Genomic DNA, 24,555 nt, shown 5'->3' on the forward strand with positions numbered 1-24,555 from the left:
ACGCTACCGGATTCGTTACCCATGGCACTTTCGGCGAAAATCCTTAGTATGCATCTGTGCCCACAGCATTCGTGTTGTCCGGCGGCGCCAGCCTCGGTGCGGTCCATGTGGGGATGCTGCTCGGCTTGGCCGACATCGGTGAACGGCCCGACCTGATCGTCGGCACGTCGGTCGGTGCGGTCAATGGCGGGTGGATGGCGTCACGACCCGGCCTCCCCGGAATTCGCGGACTGGCCGACCTGTGGATTTCGTTGGCGCGAAAGGACGTATTCCCCACCCACCCGGTCGCCGGGGCGCTGGGCATGCTTGGCCGCCGCTCGCACCTGGTACCCAACACCGGTTTACGACGCATACTGGCCGAAAAATTGGAGTTCACCCGGCTCGAGGATGCACCGATTCCCCTGCATGTGGTGGCCACCGACGTGATCTCGGGCATTGACGTTCTGCTGTCGTCCGGAAACGCCGCCGACGCGATCGCCGCCAGTGCCGCCATCCCGGGCGTATTCCCGCCAGTGCGAATCAACGGGCGCGATCTGATGGACGGCGGCGTCGTGAACAACACTCCGATTTCCCATGCCGTCGCTCTCGGGGCCGACCGGGTCTGGGTATTGCCGACCGGCTACTCGTGCGATCTGCCGGCATCGCCGAAAACCGCGGTAAATATGGCACTGCACGCCATGACTCTGGCCGTCAACCAGCGTCTGGCCGTCGACATCGAGCGCTTCGAGCAGGCGGTCGACCTGCGCGTCATCCGGCCGCTATGCCCGGTCGCCACCTCAGGAGCGGACTTCTCGCACGCCGCAGCGCTTATCGAGCGATCGCACGCGGCCACCCGCGAGTGGCTGGCGGCGCATCCGCCGTCCACCGGCCAGGCCGCATTGCTCGAGCCGCACAGCCACTAGGACAAACTCGCTTAGCTCAGAACAGCGTGGGCTGGGCGGGCTCCGGGGCCAGCGCCCTGGGCGGTTGTGCGAACGCCCGCTGGTCACCGGTCAGCTGGTGTTTGGCAATCAACGGGGCAGCCCGTGCCCGCAGCATCTCGCGATAGTCCGGCGGCAAATACGCTCCGCGCCGGTACAACTCGCGGTAACGGCCGACGAGTTCGGGATGCGAACGGGTCAGCCAGGACATAAACCAGCCGCGAGTCGAACGCCGCAGATGCAGGCCGAAAACGGTCACGCTGTTGGCTCCGGCGGCCGCGATCTGGCCGAGCAGCTCGTCGAGGTGCTCGGCGGAATCGGTGAGATGCGGCAGCACGGGCGCCACCATCACATGGCAGTCCAGCCCGGCGTCGCGGATCGCGGCGATCAGACCCAGCCGCGCCTGGGGCGTCGGCGTGCCCGGCTCGACGTCCCGGTGCAGCTCCGCATCCCCGACCGCCAGCGACACCGCGACCGACACCGGAACCTGTTGGGCCGCAGCGGCGATCAACGGCAGATCCCGTCGCAGCAGGGTGCCCTTGGTCAGGATGGACAGCGGCGTGCCGGATTCGGTCAGCGCGCCGACAATGCCCGGCATCAGGGCGTAGCGCCCCTCGGCGCGCTGGTAGGGATCGGTGTTGGTGCCCAGCGCCACGGTTTCGTGCCGCCACGACGCCCGGTGCAGCTCGCGGCGTAATACCTCCGCGACGTTGGTCTTGACCACGACTTGGGTGTCGAAGTCGGTGCCGCTGTCGAAGTCCAGGTATTCGTGGCTGGGCCGCGCGAAACAATAGCGGCAGGCATGGGAGCAGCCGCGGTAGCCGTTGACGGTGTAGCGGAACGGCAGTGCGACCGCGTCCGGAATTTTGTTGAGCGCCGATTTGCACAACACCTCGTGAAAGGTGATCCCGTCGAACTGCGGGGCGCGCACGCTGCGGACCAGGCCAATCCGCTGCAGCCCTGGTAGTGCTCCGTCGTCAACCGGTTCGCCGTTGACAGCGACGGCCTGGCTCGCCCACCGCATACCGCTATTCGAACAATTGTTCGATACAATGTCAAGCTCCTACGATGGCCTAGAACAGAAATGGCGGAGGGGCGTTTGTCGAACCCAGGGTACGAAGACGAATTGCAGTCCGAGCAGGGCTACGTGACCGGGCTCTACACGCGACTGGACGCCGAACGAGCGCGGGCAAAGGACCGATTCCGCACGGCATTGCTGGGTGATGGCGAGAGCCTGTCGGATCGCGATGCCGAGGTGCGTGCGGCGGCCAGAGAGGTCAAGCGGCTGGACGTGGCGGATTACGGGCTGTGCTTCGGGCGCTTGGACGGCATTTCCGGCGAACGGTCCTACATCGGCCGGATCGGCCTGTTCGATGCCGACAACGAGTACCAACCGCTGTTGCTCGACTGGCGGGCACCGGCCGCGCGCGCCTTTTATGTCGCCACCGCCGCGAGCTCCGAGGACATGCATCGGCGTCGCCAGTTCCACACCCGCGGGCGGCGCATCGTCGACTTCACCGATGAGGTGTTCGGCCGTCCCGGTGTCGATGCCCAAGGCGACGCGGCTCTGCTGGCGGCGGTCAACGCGCCGCGCGGCGACGGAATGCGCGACATCGTGGCGACCATCCAGGCCGAGCAGGACGAGATCATCCGGCTCGATCACCCGGGCGTGCTGGTGATCGAGGGTGGCCCCGGAACGGGCAAGACGGTCGTGGCGCTGCACCGAGTCGCGTACTTGCTGTACACCCAGCGTGAGCGCATCGAACGCCACGGAGTCCTTGTGGTGGGACCGAATTCGGCATTCCTCAACCACGTCGACCGCGTACTGCCATCGCTGGGCGAGTCCAGCGTGGTGTTCATGACGCCGGGCGATCTGGTGCCCGGGATGCACATCACCGCCGAGGACACCCCGGAATGTGCGGTATTCAAGGGCTCGCTGAAAATCCTCGACGTGCTGGCTGCCGCGATCGCCGACCGGCAGCGGCTGCCCGAGCGCCCGCTGGACATCGAGCTGGCCGACGTCACGATGCGGATCGACGCCGAGATCGCCGGGTGGGCGCGGGAGGAAGCGCGCGGCAGCGGGTTGCCGCACAACCAGGCCCGCGCGGTGTTCACCGACATCCTCACCTGGGCGCTGACCGAGCGGGCGATAGCCCGGATCGGCCGCGGCTGGCTGACCCGTAAGGACCGCGACGCGTGGGAGCAGCTGCGCGCGAATCTGCTCTCCGAGCTCGCCGACAACGAACAGTTCTCCGCCGCGCTCGACCGGCTCTGGCCGATCTTGACACCGCAGGAGCTGTTGGCTGCGCTGTACCTGTCCCCCGAGTGGTTGCATGCCGTGGGTGCTCCCCAGACGCTGTTGCGCGTCGACGGCGAGGCCTGGACGGTGTCGGACGTGCCGCTGCTCGACGAGCTGGTCGATCTGCTGGGCCGCGACAAGACGGCCGAGTCCGCCGAGGCCAGCGCCGAGCGGGAGCGCAATTACGAGGCCGAGTACGCCGCCGGCGTGTTGGACCTGCTCGAGATGCGCAGCGAGGACTCGATGGACGACGAGGAGCAGTTGCGGGCCCAGCACATGATTTACGCCGAGGACCTGGCCGAGCGGTTCGTTGAGCGCGACACTCGCGAACTCGCCGAACGTGCTGCCGCGGACCGGGATTGGACCTACCGGCACATCGTCGTCGACGAGGCCCAGGAACTGTCCGAAATGGACTGGCGGGTGTTGATGCGACGCTGCCCCGGCCGATCCTTCACGGTGGTCGGCGATCTCGCCCAACGCCGGTCGATGGCCGGAGCCACATCGTGGCGGACGATGCTGCAGCCGTACGTGTCCGGCCGATGGGACTACCGGAAGTTGTCGGTGAACTACCGCACCCCGGAGGAGATCATGACTGTCGCAGCTGCGCTGCTCGAGGAGTTCGCGCCCGGAGTCCAGCCGCCGGAGTCGGTGCGCGCCTGCGGCGTGCAGCCGTGGTCCAGACGGGTCACCGACGACGAATTAGCCGGTGCGATCGAGGATTTCATTCGTGACGAAGCCGGTCGTGAGGGCACCAGTGTCGTGATCGGCCCACCCGGCGTGCCGGGCACGGTGCCGGTGTCGGCGACCAAGGGCTTGGAGTTCGACGCCGTGCTGGTCGTCGAACCCCAGCGGATCCTCGCCGACGGCCCGCGCGGCGCGGCCGAACTCTACGTCGCCCTCACCCGCGCCACGCAACGCCTCGGCGTCCTACACCGCGACCCGTTGCCGCAGGCGCTCGCCGGCCTGGCCGAATTCGAGACACGCGCTCAGGTCTAGAACGGATCCGCGTCGTCGGTTAGCAGGTCCTCGGCGCGATGGACGCTGTTGGTTCTCGGCTGCCCGCACTAACCCGCGCTGCGGTGCTTGCGCTGGGCGGCGAATAAGTCGGCCCAAGACACCACCTCGGGGTGCTGCTTGAGGAGGGCACGTCGCTGGCGTTCGGTCATCCCGCCCCAGACACCGAATTCGACGTGGTTGTCGAGCGCATCGGCGGCGCACTCGCGGATCACCGGGCAGTGTCGGCAGATCACCGCGACTTTTTGCTGGGCGGCGCCGCGCACGAACAATTCGTCTGGGTCGGTGGCGCGACAGCGGGCTTTGGACACCCACGCGGCGCCGACCTCGGCCTGCGCACCGTCGACAGAGCTGTGGACTGAAGTGCTGGTGGCGATGCGCAGTGCGCCGGTCTGAGTAGCTGACACTTGCCCCCCTTTCGCTCCGGCCCGCGCGAGGCGAAAACGGGGTGGTGAAAACTCATCTGTTAGTGCCGGGCCCGCGCGCATGTGCGCCGGGTTAGCCGATGCCCAAGCCCCGTTTCTGCGAAGGACAGATCGGTACGACAGTACGAAATGGCCTTAGGTAAAACTAGGGCCTATTGTCACAAGCGTCACAGGGTTTTGAACCATCTGTGCTGGCCCCCGCGCGAGATCGGGCAGCGCAGCCCCGCCGCCGGCTTGCGGCGCCTAGCGGTGTTCGAATGATATGCGGCCCACGACAAGAATCGCGTCAGAAAAGCACAGAAACCAAAGTGGTGCAGGTGATTTGACGTGCCGAACGCGTACCGGGCTAGCGACCCAGGGCGGAGAGGACGAACGGCCCGCGCGGCGCGGCCGAACTCTACGTCGCCCTCACGCGCGCCACGCAACGCCTCGGCGTCCTAAACCGCGACCCGTTGCCGCGGACGCTCGCCAGCCTATCTCAAGGGTCTGAATCGCCGGTCAGCAGCTCTTCGGGGTGATGGAAGCTGTTGCTTCGCGACTGCCCGTAGTCCAGCCGCGGCGGCGGAATCCATTCCACGTCGCCGTTTTGGCGTTTTCGGGTGCTCCAGCCGCCGGGCTTGATGAGCCGATGGTGGGGTCCGCACGCAAAGGTGAGGTTGTCGACATTCGTGGTCTGACATGTCGCGTAGTCAACGATGTGGTGCACTTCGCAGAGGTAGCCCGGTACCTCGCAGCCGGGCGCCGAACATCCACGATCGTTGGCGTACAACACGATTCGCTGCCCCGGGGAGGCCAGGCGTTTGGTGTGGTACAGCCCCACGGCTGTGCCCCTGTCGAAGATCACTAAGTAGTGGTGCGCGTGGCGGGCCAGGCGCACCACGTCGGACATTGGCAGCAGCGTGCCACCGCCCGTGAGGCCCTTGCCCGCGGCGGCCTCGAGGTCTTTGAGCGTGGTGGTAACGATGATCGATGCCGGTAAGCCGTTGTGCTGCCCTAGCTTTCCCGACGCCAATACGGCGCGCAGAGCGGCGTTGAGCCCGTCGTGGCTGCGTTGGCTGGGCGTACGGTTGTCGCGTTGCACCGCCTCCTCCGGTGGCGCACCGTCGATCGTCGGTATTTGATCGTCGGGATTGCACATGCCCGGGGCAGCCAGTTTGGCCAGTACAGCCTCCAAGGTGGCACGCGCTTCCGGCGTCAGCCAGCCGCTGAGCCGGGACATGCCGTTGATGTCCTGCTGACCCAGGGCCAATCCGCGTCGCCGAGCGCGATCGATATCACTGAAGTTCCCATCCGGGTTGAGGCAGCACGCGAGCCGGTCCGCCAGCTTGCGCACCTGATCGGGGCGAAACCCGACGGCGTGCTGCGCCAGCTGTTGCTCGGCACAATCCTGCGTCTCCACGTCAACCCACTGGGGTAGTTGCTCGAAGAACTGGCGAATCACCGTCACGTGCCCGGTCCCGATAGCCCCCTCCCGCTGCGCGGCAGCGGTGGCGGGCAACCGTGGCGGCAATGGTTCTCCGGTAATCGCTTGGCGCGCACCCAGAGACTCGGCCTCGCTGAACCGCCGCGCCGCTTCTCCGCGGGTGATGTGCAGCCGGTCGGCTAACACACGAGGAAGCTTGCCGCCGATTTCATCCGGCGTGGACTCCCGGGCAACCTGATTGATCAACGCGTGGCCCGGCACCGGTAGTCGTCGCGCAATAATTTCCAGTCTTTCCAGCAGTGCCAAGCGCTCGGGGTTGGTCAACGCGTCGAACGACAATTCGCAAGCGCGGACCATGTCGGTGTCGAGCGCGTCGAAGACTTCCTGAATCGCTTCACTGCTTCTCGAACTCATGTTCGAATGGTACCGCTACCCACCGACAGGAAATCGCTGAAACGCATGTGGCGCAAGTGATTACGCTGCGAGGTTCACGCTTCGTCGTCCAGCGGCGTTTCGGGTCGAGGGGGGACGGGACCCCGCCCCGTCACGACGCCCATCAGGCCGTCCTGGTAAGTGAGTCCCGGCGGCTTATCGGCTGCGGCGCTCGGCGTGTCTGCGGCCTTCGCGGTGGATGAGGGCCAGCCCGACGGCACCGACAGCGACCCCAGCGAGGCCGAGGCACCCAGGGTCGTGCACTCCACGTCGACGCTGGAGAAGTCGCGGAACGATTTCAGCACCGGAGGGATCGTACTGCCTTGCGGTTCAACATGTTCCACGACGCTCCCCTCGCCGGCAGCCTTCGAGGCTGCGACGCCAACTACCACGAGCAATCCGGGACAACCGTACAATAAGAGCAGTTAGCTATTCGGGGATTCGCTGAATTTGGTCGGGCCGCGCCGGTAGGCGGCGATGTGCCCGAGCGCCATGTTCACGGCAAGTTCGACAGGCCGGGCGCTGCGCATGGTCTGCGCCATCAGCAGTCCGCCTTGCAGCGCACTCATCACGGCCACTGCGAGCTCGGCGGGATCGGCATCTGCGGAGAGTTCGCCACTGTCGCGCATGATCGACAAGCCCGTGGATAGGTACGACTGCCACTCGGCGAAGCTCTGCGCAAGCTCGCGGCGCGCCGAATCGGAGCGTTCGGCAAGCTCGCCGACTAGCGATCCCAGCGGACAACCCCCGACACCTTGCGTCGCACGGGTCATGGCCACGACGTGATCACACCACCGCTGCAGGCCCTCCCACGAAGAGACCTCGCCCAGATTGGGTTGCTGGGCCGCGATGACTTGGCCGAGTTGGGTCTTCACGACCTCGCAGATGAGATCGTCCTTGTTGGCGAAGTAGTGATACAGCTGCGACTTGCTCGTGCCGGTCGCCGCCATCACGTCGTCCAGACTCGTTCCGGCGACCCCCTGCCGGTGGACGAGTGCTGCCGCCGCAGCGACGATGCGGGCTCTGGTCACCGCACCACGAGTCGTCAGCCGCGTAGCACCGGGGCGCTCATTTGAGGACATGTGTGAAAGCCTAGAGCGAATTGGACTTGATAGTCCACTTTGGGTTCAGCACAATTTGGCCAGGTAGCCTGCCTAACCCTCCGAGAGGATGACATGTCCCGCCTGAACTACGGTCAGCATTTCCCGGCGCTCGAGGTTCCCGCTGTCGGTGGCGGCACGATCTCGCTGCCCGGCGATCTCGCCGGCTCCTACGGCGTCGTCTTGATATACCGCGGGTCCTGGTGCCCGTACTGCAACGCTCAGCTGGCGGCGTTCTCTCGCGCTTTCGACACGCTGACGGAGCTGGGCGTCAAGGTCGTCGCCTTGTCTGTCGATGATGCGGAGACCTCTGCGGCACTGGCCTCCAAGCGCAAGCTGCGCTTCCCGGTCGGCCACAGCGCGGACGCCGACAAGATCGCTGCGGTGACGGGCGCCTACATCAACGACGACCCGCACTACCTGCAATCGACCGGCTTCATCTTGGCGCCGGACGGGACGGTTCGGCTCGCCGTGTACTCGAGCGGCGCCATCGGCCGGCTCGTCCCCGACGATGTGATCGGCTTCATCCGCCATCTGACCGAGCACCCGGACGCGCGGTGAGCGACGCCCAGACGTCCATGAAGCCGACTGCTGATAACAAGATCGTGAAATATAATTCAATGTTTCTGGGTTCGACGATATTCTTGTTTGGCTTCTTGAAGTTCTTCGACCCATTTCGTACGTGGTTCGAGGTACAGATCACCAAAAGTCGCCTGCCGCGATTCAGCATCCCACTCGGCATGGCCGGAGAAATATCTATCGGCCTCAGTCTGCTTTCGGCTTCCTGCTGCACCCGGAAAACCTCGAATCTCTTTAGCCCGATCGTGTCCGCCGCCTCAGCAGGCCTGATTGCCAACATGGCGGGTGCCACCTATGTACACCTGCACCCGGACGTGCCGGCAAATGTCCTTCCCCTAAAAATAAAGGCTCCATTTATTCCGGTGTTCTTTATGTTGTTGGCCGCAGTGAATCTCTTTCAACTTCATCGCGACAACAAGCGGCAATCCTGACGGCAGGCCGAGACAGCAAAGGAATGATCAACCAAATGCACCCGCCCGATCAGACCCTGTTCAACGCGGCGACCATCGGCAACGCCGGCCTCGCCAATCGCGTCGCCCTTGCGCCGATGACACGAGTGAGCGCGACGGCCGACGGTCTGCCCACCGACCGGATGGCTTCTTACTACCGCGCATTCGCCAAGGGCGGCTTCGCTCTGTTGATCACCGAGGGGCTCTATATCGACGACCAGACCAGTCGGGGATACCTCTTCCAACCCGGCATCGCGAACTCCGCTCACGCGGCGGCCTGGCAGCGGATCGTCGACGGCGTCCACGACTGTGGGGCTAAATACTTCGCCCAACTCATGCACGCCGGCAGCCAGTCGCAAGCCAACCCGCACACAACGACCACCTGGGGCCCGGCCGCGATACGCCCGAAAGGCGAGCAACTGCCCATGTACGGCGGTTCTGGCCCATTCCAAATTCCCCAAGCGATGACCACCGAGCACATCAGCCAAGTCCGCGGCGCCTTCGTCAATGCGGCACGGCAGGCGCGCGACGCCGGGTTCGACGGCGTCGAGATCCACGGCGCAAACGGCTACCTGCTCGATGAATTTCTCACTGACTACCTGAATACCCGCAGCGACGAGTACGGCGGCAGCATCGCCAATCGGGTGCGCCTGGCGGCCGAGGTCTGCCATGACGTCGCGTCGGCCGTCGGCGGCGACATCGCCGTCGGTATCCGGATCTCGCAGGGGAAGGTTTCCGACAATCACCATCGATGGGCCGGCAAAGAGGACGACGCGGCCACCATCTTCGGCACCCTGGCCGACACCGGCATCGACTACATCCACACCACCGAATATCGGGCGCTGGCACCAGCATTCGCCGAAACCGGCAAATCACTCGCGCAGCTCGCGAAGCAATACAGCAGGCTGTCGATAATCGCCAACGGCCATCTGGACGATCCCCGGGACGCCGCCGCCATCATCGATTCCGGCGCCGCCGATGTTGTCGCCCTGGCCAAACCAGCGCTGGCCAATCGGGACTGGCCCCATCGAGTGCGATCCGGCCAACCGTTATCGCCCGACGTGCCCACGGATGTATTCGGGCCCATCGCCAACGTCAAAGACTGGGAAGTCGTCGGCGTAGACGACGAAGGAGTGCGCGGCGTGAGATGACCTCCCGTTCCGGGAGCCACTTTCGGAGACTACGAGCTGACCGATCCCGTTGGCCTCACCGTCCGAAACGCGAAAGCACCTCGGTGACAACCGAATCAATCGGCACCGAAACCTGCTCACCGGTCGCGAGATCCTTCACACCGATCGTGCCGGAGTCGATGTCGCGATCGCCGGCGACCAGCGCGATGCGGGCACCGGACCGGTCGGCGGCGCGCATCGCGCCCTTGAGCCCGCGGTCGCCATAGGCCAGATCCACCCGGACACCGGCAGCACGCAATTGACCGCCCAGCACCGCCAACCGCAGCTTGGCCGGTTCGCTCAACGGCACACCGAAGACCTCGCAGCGCGTGGTCTCCCCCACACTGCGGCCCTCGGCCCGCAACGCCAGCAGGGTCCGATCCACACCGAGCCCAAATCCGATGCCGGACAGGTCTTGTCCGCCGAGCCGGCGCATCAGCCCGTCGTAGCGGCCACCGCCACCGATGCCCGACTGGGCGCCCAGACCGTCATGCACGAACTCGAAGGTGGTCTTGGTGTAGTAGTCCAGCCCACGCACCATCCGCGGGTTGATGACGTACGGCACGCCCAGCGCGTCCAGATGGGCCAGCACCGTGTCGAAGTGCTGCTTGGCCGCATCGGAAAGGTGGTCGAGCAGCACCGGGGCGTCGGCCGTCATCGCCTTGACCTCGGGCCGTTTGTCGTCGAGCACCCGCAGCGGGTTGATCTCGGCGCGCCTGCGCGTCTCCTCGTCCAGGTCAAGCCCGAACAAGTACTCCTGCAACAGTTCCCGGTACTGCGGCCGGCAGCTGTCGTCACCCAGCGAGGTGATTTCCAGCCGGAAACCGTCCAGGCCCAGCGACCGGAACCCGCCGTCGGCGATGGCGATCACTTCGGCGTCCAGCGCGGGATCGTCGACGCCGATCGCCTCCACGCCGACCTGCTGCAGCTGGCGATAGCGGCCGGCCTGCGGTCGCTCGTAGCGGAAAAACGGTCCGGCGTAACACAATTTGACCGGCAGCGCGCCACGGTCCAGGCCGTGTTCGATCACCGCGCGTACCACCCCGGCGGTGCCCTCCGGCCGCAGTGTCACCGAGCGGTCACCGCGGTCGGCGAAGGTGTACATCTCCTTGGAAACCACGTCGGTGGATTCACCGACGCCGCGGGCGAACAGCCCGGTGTCCTCGAAGATGGGTATTTCGATATCGCCGTAACCGGCCCGGCGGGCAGCGCTGAGCAACCCGTCACGCACCGCGACGAACGCTGCCGAGTCCGGCGGAACGTAGTCCGGCACGCCCTTGGGCCCGGAAAACGCAGTAAATGACTCCGTCATTCGGTCAGGCCTTCGAGGAACGGGTTGAATCGCCGCTCGGCTCCGATCGTGGTGGAGTTGCCGTGGCCGGGCAGCACGACGGTGTTGTCGTCGAGCACCAAGAGCTTGTCGATGATCGAGGTCAGCAAATCCCGGCCGCTGCCACCGAACAGGTCGGTGCGACCCACCGAGCGCTCGAACAGCGTGTCGCCGGTGAACACCACGTCGGCATCGGCCCGGGAGGCTTGGGCAACCCGGAAAACCACCGATCCGCGGGTGTGCCCGGGTGTGTGATCGACGTTGACGGTCACGCTGCCCAGGTCGATCTTGTCGCCGTCGCGGTCCAGCTCGACCACCTGCTTGGGTTCGCGGAAGAACGCACCCGCCATCATCTGCGCCATCCGCGGGCCCAGGCCGTAGATCGGGTCTTTCAGCATGAAGCGGTCTTCGGGATGAATGTAGGTCGGGCAGCCGTAGGTGTCGGACACCTTCTGAGCAGACCACATGTGGTCGATGTGCCCGTGGGTGAGCAGCACCGCGGCGGGCGTCAGCCGATTCTGGTCGAGGATGCGCCGCAACGGACCCATCACCCGCTGCCCCGGATCCACGATGACGGCGTCCGTTCCGGGTCGCTCGGCCAGCACGTAACAGTTGCACTGCAACATGCCGGCGGGAAATCCGGTGATCAACACGCTTCCCAGTTTCCCACGGGGGCCGCTTGACACCGCTGGCCGCGTCCACATTAGCCTGAGCTGGCTACCCCGCCCCCGCTCACAACCATGGAGGCATACCGGCCGTGCCGACCAACGAACAGCGACGTGCCAACGCCAAGCGCAAACTCGAGCGGCAGCTGGAGCGGCGCGCGAAGCAAGCCCGCCTGCGCCGCATCCTGCTCATCGCCGGTGGCGCCCTCGCCGTGGTCGCCGTCGTCGCCGCGGTGGTGGTCACCGTGATCCACCGGAATGCCGAGCACAAGACCAACTCGGCGGCGAGCCCCAGCGACTCCGCCGCGGCGAGCACGACGGCTCCGCAGACCGGGCAGGTTCCGCCGGCTCCGCCGATGCCGGCGTTCAAGCCGTCGGACACCGTCGGCGCCAACTGCCAGTACCCCGCGACACCGCAGGAACCGGCCGCCAAACCGGTCAAGCCGCCGCGGACCGGCAAGGTGCCGACCGATCCGGCTCAAGTGAGCGCCAGCATGGCGACCAGCCAGGGCAACATCGGCCTGATGCTGGCGAACAACGAATCACCTTGCACGGTCAACAGTTTCGCGAGCCTGATCGGCCAGAAGTACTTCGACAACACCAAGTGCCACCGGTTGACCACCTCGGAGACGCTGGGCGTCCTGCAATGCGGTGATCCCAAGGGCGACGGCACCGGTGGCCCGGGCTACCAATTCGGCAACGAGTATCCGACCGATCAGTACCCGCCGAACGACCCGAAGCTGCGGGAAGCGGTTCTCTATCCGCGCGGAACCCTCGCCATGGCCAACGCCGGACCGGGCACCAACGGCAGCCAGTTCTTCCTGGTCTACAAGGACTCTCAGCTGCCGCCCCAGTACACCGTCTTCGGCACGATTCAGCCCGACGGGCTGGCGGTGCTGGACAAGATCGCCAAGGCCGGCGTCAACGGCGGCGGCGAAGACGGACCACCGGCGAGCGAAGTCACGATCAAGTCGCTACTTCTCGACTAAACCCGGCGGCCCAACGCGAATCGCCATGGATTCGTCAGAATTCCGCGCCCGGATGGCCGACACCTTAAGGTCGGTGCGTGGGGACGGAGTCATTCGGACATTACGAGCTGCAGGGTCTGTTGGGGCGCGGCGGTATGGGGCAGGTCTACCGTGCCCACGACACCGTCACCGACCGGTTGGTTGCGCTCAAGGTGTTGCCCGCGCATCTGGCCGAAGACACCGAATTTCAACAACGCTTCCGCCGCGAGGCACGCATCGCCGCAAGCCTGACCGACCCGCATATGGTGCCCATCCACAGCTACGGCGAGATCGACGGCCGACTCTACGTCGACATGCGGCTGGTCGAGGGCCGCGACCTGATGCACTACATCGCCGAAAACGGTGGACGCCTTGACCCCGAGCGCGCCGTCGCGGTGGTCGAACAGGTTGCGGCAGCACTGGATACAGCCCACGAAGTCGGACTGATCCACCGCGACATCAAGCCGTCCAACATCTTGGTGTCCAACCGCGACTTCATCTACCTGATCGACTTCGGCCTCGCCCGCACCGCCGCCGACACCGCCCTGACTCACACCGGCCACACGATGGGCACCATGGCCTACATGGCGCCCGAGCGCTTCCGGGGAATGACCGATCACCGCGCCGACGTCTACGCGTTGGCCTGCGTCCTCTACGAATGCCTGACCGGACGCCTGCCTTACCCCGGCGACACCTTTGAAGAACAGCTCAACGCGCATCTGAACACCCCACCGCCACGCGCCTCGTTCACCGTGCCCGGCGTACCGCCGGCCCTCGACGACGTGGTCGCCCGGGGGATGGCGAAGGACGTCGAGCAGCGCTACCAATCGGCGATCGAACTGGCGCAGGCCGCCCGAGCGGCACTGACCAGCCCCAGCGACACCGCGTCGTGGAGCGCGCCCGCCGCGCCAGCACCGCAAGCGCCGGCAGCCCGGCCCGGACCCGTCCCGTCGCAAGACCAGCAGCAGCCCAGGCCGGCGAATTCCCGGCGGTTGATCATGGGCATCGTCGGCGGATCGGTCGTGACGCTGGCCGCGGTGGTAGCGCTGGTGATTGTCCTGATCAATCACAGCAGCAGCGCATCGTCGACGAGCGCGACCAGCACGGCGATGCGGTCCCCGGTGCATACCAAGGTGCCCCGACCGGGCGCCGGGCCGGGCGCGCCGGTTCCGGCATTACCGGCCTTCGATCCGCCACCCGACCTCGGCGCCAACTGCCAGTACCCGGCAGCGCGGGACCCGTCAGCCAAGCCCGTCAATCCGCCTGCCGATGGCAAGGCGTCCACCGATCCGCCCGTGATCAGAGCGAGAATCTCCACCAACGTCGGCGACATCGGCCTCGAGCTGGACAACGCCAAGACCCCGTGCACGGTGAACAGTTTCATCAACCTGGTCAAGCAGCAATTCTTCAACGGCACCCAGTGCGGCCAGCTGATCATCCAGAGCGATTTCGGCCTGCTGCAGTGCGGCGGCCCGGACAGCGAGGGAAGTGGCGGCCCCGGCTACGAGTTCGCCGACGAATACCCCGCCAGTCAATACGGCCCGAATGATCCTGCGCTCAAACAGCCCGTGCTGTATCCGCGCGGAACCCTGGGCATGGCTCCCTTCTCCGGGCCCAACCCGAACGGCAGCCAATTCAACATGTATTACAAGGACACCGTGTCGGACCCGTCGTCGACGATATTCGGCACGGTCGACGAGGCGGGCCTGGCAACGATCGACAAGATCGTCAAGGCGGGTGTTCTCGGCAACGGCGACAGCGGCCTGCCGTCCAGCCCGATCACGATCACCTCGGTACGGCTCGACTAAACGCGAGTGCTAGGCCGCGGAGGTCACGCGGTAGACGTCGAAAACGCCTTCGACATTACGCACGACATTGAGTAGATGTCCGAGATGCTTGGGGTCACCCATCTCAAAAGTGAAGCGGCTGATGGCAACCCGGTCACCTGAGGTGGTGACCGACGCCGAGAGGATGTTCACCTTTTCGTCGGCCAGCACCCGCGTGACATCCGACAGCAGCCGGTGCCGGTCGAGCGCCTCGACCTGAATCGCCACCAGGAACACCGATGACGGCGACGGGGCCCAGAGCACCTCGATGATGCGCTCGGCCTGCTGCTGCAGGGACGCGGCGTTGGTGCAGTCGGTACGGTGCACGCTGACGCCGCCGCCGCGGGTGACGAAGCCCATGATCTGGTCACCGGGCACCGGTGTGCAGCATTTGGCCAGCTTGCTCAGCACGCCGGGGGCCCCGGGGACCGAGACGCCGACGTCGTCGGTGCTGCGCGGGCGGCGCAGCATCGTTGTCGGCGTGGACCGCTCGGAGAGGTCGTCTTCGGCTTGGTCGATACCGCCGAGCTCGGCCAGCAGCCGTTGCACGACGTGCCGTGCCGACACGTGGCCCTCACCGATCGCGGTGTACAACGCCGACACGTCGGTGTAGTGCAGTTCGCGGGCGACCGCCCCCAGGGTTTCGCCATTGACCAAGCGCTGCAACGGAAGTCCTCCGCGGCGTACCTCGCGGGCCATCGCCTCTTTGCCGGCCTCCAGCGCCTCCTCGCGGCGCTCCTTGGCGAACCACTGCCGGATCTTCGCCTTGGCCCGCGGCGACACCACGAACTGCTGCCAGTCCCGCGACGGCCCGGCATTGGGTGCTTTCGAGGTGAAAACCTCGACGACTTCACCGTTTTCCAGCTTGCGCTCCAGCGCGACCAGTCGCCCGTTGACCCGGGCGCCGATGCATCGGTGCCCGACCTCGGTGTGCACCGCGTAGGCGAAGTCCACCGGCGTCGACCCGTTCGGCAGGGTGATGACGTCGCCCTTGGGCGTGAACACGAAAATCTCTTGCACGGCAAGGTCGTAACGCAACGATTCCAGGAACTCACCCGGGTCGGCGGCCTCACGTTGCCAGTCGAGAAGCTGGCGCATCCAGGCCATGTCGTCGATCTCGGCGGCGGCGTTCTGGTGCGGAACACCATTGCGGCCCTTGGCTTCCTTGTAGCGCCAGTGCGCGGCGATCCCGTATTCGGCGGTGCGGTGCATGTCGCGGGTGCGGATCTGCACCTCCAGCGGCTTGCCCTCCGGCCCGACCACCGTGGTGTGCAGCGACTGGTAGACACCGTATCTGGGCTGGGCGATGTAATCCTTGAATCGCCCCGCCATCGGCTGCCACAGTGAATGCACCACGCCCACAGCGGCATAGCAATCCCGGATCTCGTCGCAGAGGATGCGAATGCCAACCAGATCGTGAATGTCGTCGAAGTCGCGCCCCTTGACGATCATCTTCTGATAGATCGACCAGTAGTGCTTGGGACGACCCTCCACGGTCGCTTTGACTTTCGACGCGTTGAGTGAGGCGATGATTTCGGCACGGACCTTGGCCAGGTAGGTGTCCCGAGACGGCGCCCGCCCAGCGACCAGCCGAACGATCTCCTCGTACTTCTTGGGGTGCAGGATCGCGAACGACAGGTCTTCGAGCTCCCACTTGACGCTGGCCATACCCAGCCGATGTGCCAGAGGCGCAATGACTTCCAGCGTCTCACGTGATTTGCGGGCCTGCTTTTCCGGCGGCAGGAAGCGCATCGTCCGCATGTTGTGCAGCCGGTCGGCCACCTTGATCACCAGCACCCGCGGGTCCCGCGCCATCGCGGTGATCATCTTGCGGATGGTCTCGCCTTCGGCGGCGTTGCCCAGCTCGACACGGTCCAGCTTGGTCACGCCGTCGACCAGATGGCCTACCTCTTCACCGAATTCCTCGCTCAATGCCTCGAGCGTGTAGCCGGTGTCCTCGACGGTGTCGTGCAGCAGCGCGGCCACCAAAGTCGTTGTGTCCATCCCCAATTCGGCGAGAATGTTGGCGACGGCCAGCGGGTGGGTGATGTAGGGATCACCGGAATGGCGCAATTGACTGGCGTGGCGTTGGTCGGCGACCTCGAACGCCCGGTTGAGCATCGAAAGGTTCGCCTTGGGATAGATCTCCCGGTGCACCGCCACCAGCGGCTCGAGCACGGGATTGACCGCGCTGCGCTGGGCCGTCATCCGCCGGGCCAGCCGGGCCCGTACTCGACGGGACGCGCTGCTGGACGTCTTCAGGGTTTCGGCCGGTGGCTCCGGCGGGTCAACGGTCAGCGATGCCGGCGACTCTATGGGCGGCACAACGGCTTGCGCCGTGCTTTGCTCATCCGCCACGTTGGTCACCTCCGACCTCGAGGATATCCCTAAGTCTGATTACCCCACTCCTCCTCGGGCCGATTCGCGGCTGGGGGTACCCCCACCTCGGGTCGATTCGGCCCGCATCGTCGCGGGGGCTAAACGCGGCTCAAGCTGTCTACCGACAAAGGTGCTATCGCCGCACGCCCGTCCAGCGCGGTGAGTTCCACGATCACGGCCGCACCGGTCACCTCGGCTCCTGCACGCTCCAGCAAGCGGTTGGCCGCTCCGAGAGTGCCCCCGGTAGCCAGCACGTCGTCGATGACTATGACGCGGGTGCCGCGCAGCTCGAGACCGTCGGCGGGGATCTCTATCGCGGCGGGACCGTACTCGCGGGTGTATTTCTCGCGAAGCACCGGCGGCGGCAGCTTGCCCTCCTTGCGGATGGACAGCACGCCCGTTCCGAGCCGGGCGGCGACGGCCGCGGCCACCAACGAGCCTCGGGACTCGATACCGGCCACCAGGTCGACGCCGGAGGCGATGCCGGCCAGCGCGTCGATCACCGCGCGCATCGCCGTCCGGTCGGCGAACAGCGGGGTGAGGTCTTTGAACTGGACTCCGGGCTGCGGAAAGTCGGCCACCTCGCGGGTCAACGACGCGATGAGGTCGGCCAGCGCCGCACCCTCTTGAATACTCGTCACTGCATCAAAGCCCATCGGTCCATGTTCCAACCCGCGCCCCAGCGAGTTGGGTTCGCACTGACTGCGTACATCTTCTTCGACATCAGCAAGGTGCGCTGCTGCCGGTAGAGGGGCAATGTCGGCACATCTCCCCAGAGTACCGGCGCGCCCTCAGCAAGCAGCCGGACGCGCTCGGCCGGGTCGCCGGATACCGCGAGCGCGCCGATTATGCCGTCGACCTGCGGATTCGCATACCCCGACAGGTTGTTGCCGTTGCCGCTATGCAAGTCGTAGGCGTCCATCGCCGACGATCCGGTGGATCCGCTGCCGCTGGCTCCGCCGGTGCTGGCCAGCAGGACGTCGATCTTTCCGTCCTTGAGCGCCTGGGGTCCGGACGTGTCCAGCGTGACGTTGGACACGCCGATTCCGGCCGCCGCACACGATTTGGTGATGGTCCCGACGGTGACCGCCAGTCGGGCGTTGGGGCCCTGGTAACCGATCCGCACCGGCAGCGGCGCACCACCCAGCGCGTCCCGGGCGGCGACGGGATCCGCCTTGTTGAACGGGCCGGCCTCCGCGGCACCGTCGGCCTGCGCGACGGCGTCCTCGGCGACCGGAGACAGGCGCGAGTTGGCGATCGGGACCCCGGCGTCGTGCGCGATCACGTCACGGGGCGTGCACAACGCGAACGCGCGGCGGCCCTTGGTCTGCGCGAGCGGCCCCTGCGGCGCGAAGATCAGCTGCTCGATGCCCGCCGACGCCGCATCGGTGCGCTCGTAGTTGTCCGGGGTGGCCAGCGCTCCCGATGATCCGGCCGCGACATCCACCACGTCGACGCTGCGGTTGTTGACCCGGTCCTGGATGTCGGCCGCTTGCGGCGACACCGTGATCCGCTTGGTGATCGCCTTCGGGCCCCACCACCGGTCGTTGGCGACCAGCACCACGGCGCCGTCGTCCAGCACAGATTCGATCTTGTACGGCCCCGACGACGGGAAGCGTTTAACGATGTCGTCGTGTTTGAGACCGGGCTTGAGGTCCCACGTGGTGTTCCACAGCTGCGCGATCCTTGCGACCGAGGGCGCGTTGTTGCTGAGCAGCGTCGCGGTCACGTCGATGTTGAGCTGGTCGGCGATCACGTGCGACGGCAGCATCGTCGTCGCGGTGAACAGCTGCATGAAGTCGACGACGCCTCGGTCCGGGACGAACGACACCCGCGCCTTCTTCTGCCCCGGTATGCATTCGATGTTGGCGATGTCGACATAGCCGGCCTGGGTGGCGGCGTCGAAGCCGGGGAACCGGCCCGACTGAGCCGCCCAGGCGAGCACCAGGTCGTCACACGTCACCGGCTTGCCGTCGGAGTAGACGGCGTTGTCGGCGATCTGGTAGTCGAGCACCAACGGCGAACCGCCCACCACCGAGACAGTGCCGAAGTCGTGATCGGCGACGACCTGTCCGTCGGGGCCGTGATAGCCGAACCCGGTCAGCGTGCGGGCGAACGCCTGCGCACCGGCCGACGCGAAACCGACGGTGGTGTTGACGTTGTAGCTGCTCAGCGGGCCGTCGACGACGTAGGCGATCTGCGAGGCGGCGCTACCCGAGCACCCGGTCAGCGCGAACGCGCACGCGAGCGGCACGGCCAGGGCAGTGGTCGCGGCCTTCGTGAGGCCTCGCCTGGTCCGCATGCCAACGGCGCCCACGGTCCGCGGACGCCAGGTGGCCATGTCGGCTACCGCCGGCCGGCGTTTCGCTTGCCGCTCGGCCGCCGGGTACCGGTGGGCCGCACGGGCCGAGCACCCGGCGCCGGCTTGCTCGGCGCCGACTCGGTGGACGCCGCCGCGGCCTTCTTGGTCTCCTGTGCGGTGTCAGACTCTTCCTCGCCGGAGCTGTCCGCCCGCGCCTGCGGGCCGGGTTTACGCCGTCTGACGACGCGACGGGTGTGCGATCGCACCAGCTCCGTTCGCTCCCGCAGCGTGACCAGCAGCGGGGTGGCGAAGAAGATCGACGAATAGGTGCCGACCAGGATTCCCACCAGCTGCACCAGCGCCAGGTCCTTCAGGGTGCCGACGCCCAGCAGCCACACCGCTACCACCATCAGCGCCAGAATCGGCAGGACCGAGATCAGGCTGGTGTTGATCGAGCGCATAAAGGTCTGGTTGATCGCCAGGTTGGCTTGCTCGGCGAAGGTTCGACGAGTGGTGTGCTGAAAGCCGTGGGTGTTCTCCTCGACCTTGTCGAACACGATGACGGTGTCGTAGAGGGAGAAACCGAGGATCGTCAGCAGGCCGATGACGGTGGCGGGGCTGACCTCGAAGCCCACCAGCGAGTACACGCCTGCGGTGACGGTCAGGTCGAAAACCATGGTCGTCAGCGCGGAGATGGCCATGTAACGCTCGTAGCGCACCATGATGTAGAGGCTGACCAGCACCAGGAACACGGCCAGCGCGATCAGCGCCTTGTTGGTGATCTGATCGCCCCAGGTCTCCGATACCGCCGAGTCGCTGATGGCCGCCTTGGTGGGCTTGCCGTCGGGACCCTTGGGCGCAAACGCGTCGAACAGCGCGTTGCGCAGCTTCGAGGTCTGGTCGTTGGACAGCGTTTCGGAACTGATCTGCACCGTCGCCGAAGCACCGTTGCCAACGGTGACCACCGATTCGGCATCGCGGCCCAGAGTCTTCTTGAACACGTCCTGCACCTGCGAGGTCGTTACGTTGCCGCGCGGGAACGAGACCGTGGTGCCGCCCTTGAAATCGATCCCGAAAGTAAAGCCCCGCAGGACGATGGACAGGATCGCGATGGCGACGATCGCGCCGCTGATGCCGTACCAGAGCCGGCGTCGCCCGACCACCTCGAAGGCGCCCGTTCCGGTGTAGAGCCGAGCGATGAGGCTGTGACGCGGGAGCTGCGCGCTGGAGTCCGACGTCAGCTCCGTAGCGCCGTCGCCGGCTTCGGTGATTTCGGCCGCGCCACTCTTGGTTTCGGAGTCTGCCTTCGCGTCCTTCGCCTCGGAGCCGGCCTTGCCTTTGGAGGTCATCGCGCTATCCCCGTCCCGTCTGCACGTTTGACGAAGCCCGGCGTTCGCGGGCGACCTGCTGGACAGCTCCCAGGCCGTTGTATGCGGGCTTTGCCAGTGTCGGAGATTTGGAGGCCAGGTAGACCAGCGGCCAGGTCACCAGGAACACCACCACGATGTCGAGGACTGTGGTCAGGCCCAGGGTGAAGGCGAATCCGCGCACCTGGCCGATCGCCAAGGCGTACAGCACCGCGGCGGCCAGGAAGGTGACGGCGTTACCCGAGACGATCGTCTTGCGGGCCCGCGCCCAGCCTCGCGGCACCGCCGACCGGAACGAACGGCCTTCGCGGATCTCGTCTTTGATGCGTTCGAAGAACACCACGAACGAGTCGGCGGTGGTGCCGATACCGATGATCAGACCCGCGATGCCGGCCAGGTCCAGGGTGTAGTTGATCTGTCGGCCCAGGATCACCAATATCGCGAAAATCATTGCACCGGAAGCAGTCAGAGATAGCGCCGTCAACAGTCCCAGGACCCGGTAGTACAGCAGCGAATACAGCAGCACCAGCACCAAGCCGATCGAACCCGCGATCAGCCCCGCGCGCAGCGAGGTCAATCCCAGTGTGGCCGAGACGGTTTGGGCTTCTGAGGATTCGAAGGACAGCGGCAGTGAGCCGTATTTCAGGACGTTGGCCAGCTGGCCCGCGGTCGAGGCAGTGAATGGTGGGTCGCCACCGGTGATTTGAGTCCGGCCGCCGGGGATCGCTTCCTGAATCATCGGGGCGCTGACGACCTGCGAGTCCAGGGTGAATGCGGTCTGGGTACCGACGTGGGCGGCGGTGAAGTCAGCCCAGGTGTTCGCCGCCGCGGGCTTGAACTGAACGTCGACGACGTAGCCGATGCCGCGCTGGTTCATGGTCGAGCTGGCGTCCTGGATCTGATCACCACTGATGATCGACGGCCCCAGCTGGTAAGCGGTCTTGTGGTCGGTGGAGCAGGTGATCAGGGGCAGCGTCGGGTCGTCGTTGCCGGCGAGAATGTCCTCTTTGTCGCAGTGGGCGGCAATCCAGCGCATGGCAACCATCTGAATGTAAGGGTTGGCGCTCTGCCGAAAATCCTTCATCGCCTGGATACGCTCGGCCAGATCCTTGCGCGGATCGGGCGGCGCTGGTGCCTCAGGCGGCGGCGCCTCGGCGGCCGGCGCTCCGGGTGCCGGTGCGTTGCCGGGCGCGGGCGCCGGGCTCGGTGCGGGGCTGGGAGTCGGCGGCGGGTCCTGTGGATAGGGACGCGGTTGTGGCGCCGGCCGTCCGGACGGTGCAGGCGCGGGCTGACCGGCAGGCGGAGGTGCCGGCTGGCCGGGCGCGGGTTCGGTGCCGGGCGCCGGAGCTCCGGGGGCGCCCGGACCGCCGGGCAGGCTACCGGCGGGCGGCTGGGCCGGGGGTTTGGCTTCGGCAACTTGGGACGGCATCGAGTTGAGCACCGGCCGGATGTAGAGCCGAGCGGTTTGTCCCAGGTTGCGGGCCTCGTTGCCGTCGTTGCCGGGCACCGTGATGACCAGGTTGTCACCGTCGACCACGACCTCCGAACCGGAGACGCCCAGGCCGTTGACGCGCGCACTGATGATCTGCTGCGCCTGCGCCAGCGCTTCCCGGCTCGGGCGCGAGCCGTCCGGGGTACGCGCGGTCAACGTCACGCGGGTGCCACCCTGCAGATCGATGCCGAGCTTCGTGGCGGCCCGCTTGTCACCGGTGAGGAATACCATCAAATAGGCGCCAACCAGCAGCAACAAGAAAACCGATAGGTAGCGGGCAGGGTGCACCGGCGCCGAAGACGATGCCACTTTCCTTACATCTCCTTGAAAATCGGTTTTATCCTCGACAGAGCCTACGTGTCCGCGTCGCGCAAACCGCTCATCGGACCGGGGCGGTCATTGATCTTTGGTCAGTCGGCTCTCGTCGGCAGGGCCATGGGGATCCTCGGATTCTTCCAGGTCGTCGTCTTCGTCGAAGTCGTCCTCGGCCACGATCCGGTCGCGGATGGCCAGCTTCATCCAGGTGGTCACGATGCCGGGGGCGATCTCGAGGTCGACGGTGTCGTCGTTGAAGGCGACGACCGTGGCCTGCAGGCCGGAAGTCGTGTGCACGCGGTCGCCCGGCTGCAAGGACTCGTGCAGGTCGATGGTGGCTTGCATCGCCTTCTTCTGGCGCCGCGACGCCAGGTACATGAACCCGCCCATGATGAGCAGGAACGGCAGGAACAGAACCAAACTTTCCATCGGACGTGCCTGTCTTTCGTGTCGGTATTGCTGGGTTTTCCAACGGTCGGTGCCGGCCGACCGGGACGTCACGCAGCGCGTAACGGGGTCCAGTGTGCCCGTCCAGTCTGGCAGGCGTCAGGTCGCAACCGATCGGCACCTGCGTGGACCGCCACGACGCAGGCTCGAGCGAACTCCTCGGCGGGCGCCAAGACCGCTGGAACCGATAGGCTTTCAGCGCGACGTGACCCGCGCGCCGCCGGGAGGAGGATGCAGTGACCAGCCTTGAGCAGACCCGCCAGCTGGTTACCGAAATCCCTGGTCCGGTGTCGCTGGAGCTGAACAAGCGGCGGGCCGCCGCGGTGTCCGCGGGCGTGGGCATCACCATGCCGGTGTTCGTCGCGCGTGCGGCGGGCGGGATCGTCGAGGACGTCGACGGCAACCGCCTGATCGACCTGGGCTCCGGCATCGCCGTGACGACGATCGGCAACTCCGCGCCCCGTGTCGTCGACGCGGTGCGTGAGCAGGTGGCCGACTTCACCCACACCTGCTTCATGGTGAACCCGTACGAGGAGTACGTCGCCGTCGCCGAGGAGTTGAACCGGATTACTCCCGGCTCGGGCGAGAAGCGCTCGGTGCTGTTCAACTCCGGCGCCGAGGCCGTCGAGAACGCCATCAAGGCCGCGCGCTCCTATACCCGCAAGCCCGCCGTCGTGGCGTTCGACCACGCCTACCACGGCCGCACCAACATGACGATGGCGCTGACGGCGAAGTCGATGCCGTACAAGAGCGGCTTCGGCCCGTTCGCGCCGGAGATCTACCGGGCGCCGATGTCCTACCCGTACCGCGACGGCCTGCTCGACAAGGAGCTGGCCACCGACGGTGAACTGGCCGCCAAGCGCGCCATCAGCGTCTTCGAGAAGCAGGTCGGCGCCGACAACCTGGCCGCGGTCATCATCGAGCCCATCGCCGGCGAAGGCGGATTCATCGTCCCGGCCGAAGGATTCCTGCCCGCGCTGGTGGATTGGTGCCGCACGAACAACGTGGTGTTCATCGCCGACGAGGTGCAAAGCGGCTTCGCGCGCACCGGAGCGATGTTCGCCTGCGAGCACGAAGGCATCGAGCCGGATCTGATCTGCACCGCGAAGGGCATCGCCGGCGGACTTCCGCTGTCGGCGGTGACCGGGCGAGCCGAGATCATGGACGCCCCGCATGTCAGCGGCCTGGGCGGTACGTTCGGCGGCAACCCGGTGGCCTGCGCGGCGGCGCTGGCCAGCATCGCGACCATCGAGAGCGACGGCCTGATCGAGCGGGCCCAACAGATCGAACGGCTGACCACGGACATCCTGCTGCGGATGCAGGCCGGCGACGACCGGATCGGCGACGTGCGCGGACGCGGCGCGATGATCGCCATCGAGCTGGTGAAGTCCGGTACCGCGGACCCCGATCCCGAACTGACCGACAAGCTGGCCACGGCGGCCCACGCCGCCGGAGTCATCGTGCTGACCTGCGGCATGTTCGGCAACATCATCCGGCTGCTGCCTCCGCTGACCATCAGCGACGAGCTGCTCACCGAAGGGCTCGACGTGCTGCGCCTGCTGCTGGCCGACCTGTAGATCTGCTCCATAACCCCCGGTGGCGCAATTCACAGCAA

General features: G+C 66.3%; 21 protein-coding genes. 8 read left to right on the plus strand and 13 right to left on the minus strand.

Translation table 11 applies throughout. The features are described 5' to 3' along the window. Positions 1–56 precede the first annotated feature (56 nt). Positions 57–902: a patatin-like phospholipase family protein gene (locus ACZY0B_RS05820; protein WP_463763075.1), complete on the plus strand. Its 846-nt coding sequence runs from the start codon at positions 57–59 to the stop codon at positions 900–902. A gap of 16 nt (positions 903–918) precedes the next feature. Here ACZY0B_RS05820 and ACZY0B_RS05825 read toward each other — a convergent pair whose 3' ends face one another. Further along, complete coding sequence (locus ACZY0B_RS05825; RefSeq protein WP_463763076.1) at positions 919–1,944, minus strand: Rv2578c family radical SAM protein; 1,026 nt, start codon at positions 1,942–1,944, stop codon at positions 919–921. A gap of 75 nt (positions 1,945–2,019) precedes the next feature. Here ACZY0B_RS05825 and helR point away from each other — a divergent pair, with 75 nt between their 5' ends. Further along, positions 2,020–4,215: an RNA polymerase recycling motor ATPase HelR gene (gene helR / locus ACZY0B_RS05830; RefSeq protein ID WP_463763077.1), complete on the plus strand. Its 2,196-nt coding sequence runs from the start codon at positions 2,020–2,022 to the stop codon at positions 4,213–4,215. A gap of 68 nt (positions 4,216–4,283) precedes the next feature. Here the strand turns inward: helR and ACZY0B_RS05835 are convergent, their stop codons facing one another. From ACZY0B_RS05835 to ACZY0B_RS05850, 4 genes are all read right to left on the minus strand, one after another. Further along, positions 4,284–4,616 (minus strand): WhiB family transcriptional regulator, encoded by a 333-nt coding sequence (locus ACZY0B_RS05835; RefSeq protein WP_463763173.1) that lies wholly within the window; start codon positions 4,614–4,616, stop codon positions 4,284–4,286. 520 nt (positions 4,617–5,136) lie between these two features. After that, a complete protein-coding gene (locus ACZY0B_RS05840; protein WP_463763078.1) occupies positions 5,137–6,495 on the minus strand; it encodes an HNH endonuclease signature motif containing protein in 1,359 nt (452 codons plus the stop codon). 74 nt (positions 6,496–6,569) lie between these two features. Beyond that, positions 6,570–6,818 carry a hypothetical protein gene (locus ACZY0B_RS05845; RefSeq protein ID WP_463763079.1) on the minus strand — a complete coding sequence of 83 codons (249 nt, stop codon included), beginning with the start codon at positions 6,816–6,818 and terminating at the stop codon, positions 6,570–6,572. A gap of 120 nt (positions 6,819–6,938) precedes the next feature. Beyond that, on the minus strand, positions 6,939–7,595 hold the full coding sequence (locus ACZY0B_RS05850; protein WP_463763080.1) for a TetR/AcrR family transcriptional regulator: 657 nt from the start codon (positions 7,593–7,595) through the stop codon (positions 6,939–6,941). 93 nt (positions 7,596–7,688) lie between these two features. Between ACZY0B_RS05850 and ACZY0B_RS05855 the strand changes: the two genes are divergently transcribed. Genes ACZY0B_RS05855 through ACZY0B_RS05865 form a run of 3 tightly spaced genes read left to right on the plus strand, consistent with a single transcriptional unit; the run spans position 7,689 to position 9,792 of the window. After that, entirely contained in the window at positions 7,689–8,174 is a 486-nt protein-coding gene (locus ACZY0B_RS05855; protein ID WP_463763081.1) for a peroxiredoxin family protein, read from the plus strand. Continuing rightward, the gene (locus ACZY0B_RS05860) at positions 8,171–8,623 is read left to right on the plus strand and encodes a hypothetical protein (RefSeq protein ID WP_463763082.1); all 453 of its coding nucleotides are present in this window, start codon (positions 8,171–8,173) and stop codon (positions 8,621–8,623) included. The genes ACZY0B_RS05855 and ACZY0B_RS05860 overlap by 4 nt, the downstream gene beginning before the upstream one ends. 35 nt (positions 8,624–8,658) lie before the next feature. Beyond that, positions 8,659–9,792 (plus strand): NADH:flavin oxidoreductase, encoded by a 1,134-nt coding sequence (locus ACZY0B_RS05865; RefSeq protein ID WP_463763083.1) that lies wholly within the window; start codon positions 8,659–8,661, stop codon positions 9,790–9,792. 55 nt (positions 9,793–9,847) lie between these two features. Here the strand turns inward: ACZY0B_RS05865 and hisS are convergent, their stop codons facing one another. Next, positions 9,848–11,122 (minus strand): histidine--tRNA ligase, encoded by a 1,275-nt coding sequence (hisS, locus tag ACZY0B_RS05870; RefSeq protein WP_463763084.1) that lies wholly within the window; start codon positions 11,120–11,122, stop codon positions 9,848–9,850. Further along, positions 11,119–11,793 carry an MBL fold metallo-hydrolase gene (locus tag ACZY0B_RS05875; RefSeq protein WP_463763085.1) on the minus strand — a complete coding sequence of 225 codons (675 nt, stop codon included), beginning with the start codon at positions 11,791–11,793 and terminating at the stop codon, positions 11,119–11,121. The genes hisS and ACZY0B_RS05875 overlap by 4 nt, the downstream gene beginning before the upstream one ends. A gap of 104 nt (positions 11,794–11,897) precedes the next feature. Between ACZY0B_RS05875 and ACZY0B_RS05880 the strand changes: the two genes are divergently transcribed. Further along, on the plus strand, positions 11,898–12,794 hold the full coding sequence (locus ACZY0B_RS05880) for a peptidylprolyl isomerase (protein ID WP_463763086.1): 897 nt from the start codon (positions 11,898–11,900) through the stop codon (positions 12,792–12,794). A gap of 77 nt (positions 12,795–12,871) precedes the next feature. Beyond that, on the plus strand, positions 12,872–14,620 hold the full coding sequence (locus ACZY0B_RS05885) for a protein kinase domain-containing protein (RefSeq protein WP_463763087.1): 1,749 nt from the start codon (positions 12,872–12,874) through the stop codon (positions 14,618–14,620). A 9-nt stretch (positions 14,621–14,629) separates the two neighbouring features. Here the strand turns inward: ACZY0B_RS05885 and ACZY0B_RS05890 are convergent, their stop codons facing one another. The 6 genes from ACZY0B_RS05890 to yajC form a co-directional block, all read right to left on the minus strand. Continuing rightward, the gene (locus tag ACZY0B_RS05890; RefSeq protein ID WP_463763088.1) at positions 14,630–16,996 is read right to left on the minus strand and encodes a RelA/SpoT family protein; all 2,367 of its coding nucleotides are present in this window, start codon (positions 16,994–16,996) and stop codon (positions 14,630–14,632) included. Between the two features lie 119 nt (positions 16,997–17,115). After that, entirely contained in the window at positions 17,116–17,673 is a 558-nt protein-coding gene (locus ACZY0B_RS05895; RefSeq protein ID WP_463763089.1) for an adenine phosphoribosyltransferase, read from the minus strand. After that, positions 17,655–19,319 (minus strand): ABC transporter substrate-binding protein, encoded by a 1,665-nt coding sequence (locus ACZY0B_RS05900; protein WP_463763174.1) that lies wholly within the window; start codon positions 19,317–19,319, stop codon positions 17,655–17,657. Before ACZY0B_RS05900 ends, ACZY0B_RS05895 begins: the two co-directional genes overlap by 19 nt. Positions 19,320–19,363: 44 nt before the next feature. Beyond that, positions 19,364–20,668 (minus strand): protein translocase subunit SecF, encoded by a 1,305-nt coding sequence (gene secF, locus ACZY0B_RS05905; protein WP_463763090.1) that lies wholly within the window; start codon positions 20,666–20,668, stop codon positions 19,364–19,366. A gap of 4 nt (positions 20,669–20,672) precedes the next feature. After that, on the minus strand, positions 20,673–22,487 hold the full coding sequence (gene secD, locus ACZY0B_RS05910; RefSeq protein ID WP_463763091.1) for a protein translocase subunit SecD: 1,815 nt from the start codon (positions 22,485–22,487) through the stop codon (positions 20,673–20,675). An 87-nt stretch (positions 22,488–22,574) separates the two neighbouring features. Beyond that, entirely contained in the window at positions 22,575–22,922 is a 348-nt protein-coding gene (gene yajC, locus ACZY0B_RS05915; protein ID WP_463763092.1) for a preprotein translocase subunit YajC, read from the minus strand. A 254-nt stretch (positions 22,923–23,176) separates the two neighbouring features. Between yajC and gabT the strand changes: the two genes are divergently transcribed. Then, positions 23,177–24,517, plus strand: a complete 1,341-nt coding sequence (gene gabT / locus ACZY0B_RS05920) for a 4-aminobutyrate--2-oxoglutarate transaminase (RefSeq protein WP_463763093.1) — start codon at positions 23,177–23,179, stop codon at positions 24,515–24,517. Positions 24,518–24,555 lie beyond the last annotated feature (38 nt).

The organism is Mycobacterium sp. IDUB_19, assembly GCF_055419445.1.